Genomic DNA, 437 nt, shown 5'->3' with positions numbered 1-437 from the left:
AAAGGCGATGATGTCTGTAGTCTTCTTCATGGCGTATCGTTCCTTTGGGAAGTTCTGGCAGGCTTCGACACCCGCCACGATACGCCGCCCTTTCAGACCCCGTCACCCATTTCCCGGCATAGCTCCCTCGAGGTCGTGGACCACCACAACGACAGCCACGTCTGGGACAATCAGTTCCAGACCGACAGCGAGGCGCTTGACGCTGCCTTGAACGCACTGAACAGCGAGGGAGCCGGCGCCTTTATGCGCGGCAACAACGTCGTGCAGTTCCCGCGACCCTGAACCTAAGTGGCCGCAGAACACCGCTTACGACTCACGAGGGGTTTCTGGCTTGAGTTTGTCGTGATTCACCATCGCAAACGGTTGGAGGTTTGCGATGGCGGCGGCGGTGAAGCTTCGGGATGATTTCAGTTCTGTGCAGGTCCGTGCTTTTGCGC

Annotated in this window: 1 pseudogene; it reads left to right on the top strand. The window is 58.6% G+C overall.

Features of this window, described 5'->3' with window-relative positions:
- Nucleotides 1-282: pseudogene (locus tag DQG18_RS16260) on the top strand (hypothetical protein); the annotation flags it as partial.
- Nucleotides 283-437 lie beyond the last annotated feature (155 nt).

Source organism: Pelagibacterium sediminicola (assembly GCF_003390885.1).
GTDB classification, from domain to species: Bacteria; Pseudomonadota; Alphaproteobacteria; order Rhizobiales; family Devosiaceae; genus Pelagibacterium; species Pelagibacterium sediminicola.
The sequence above is the reverse complement of the archived record's forward strand: the minus strand, read 5'-3'. Positions and strand labels throughout refer to the sequence as shown.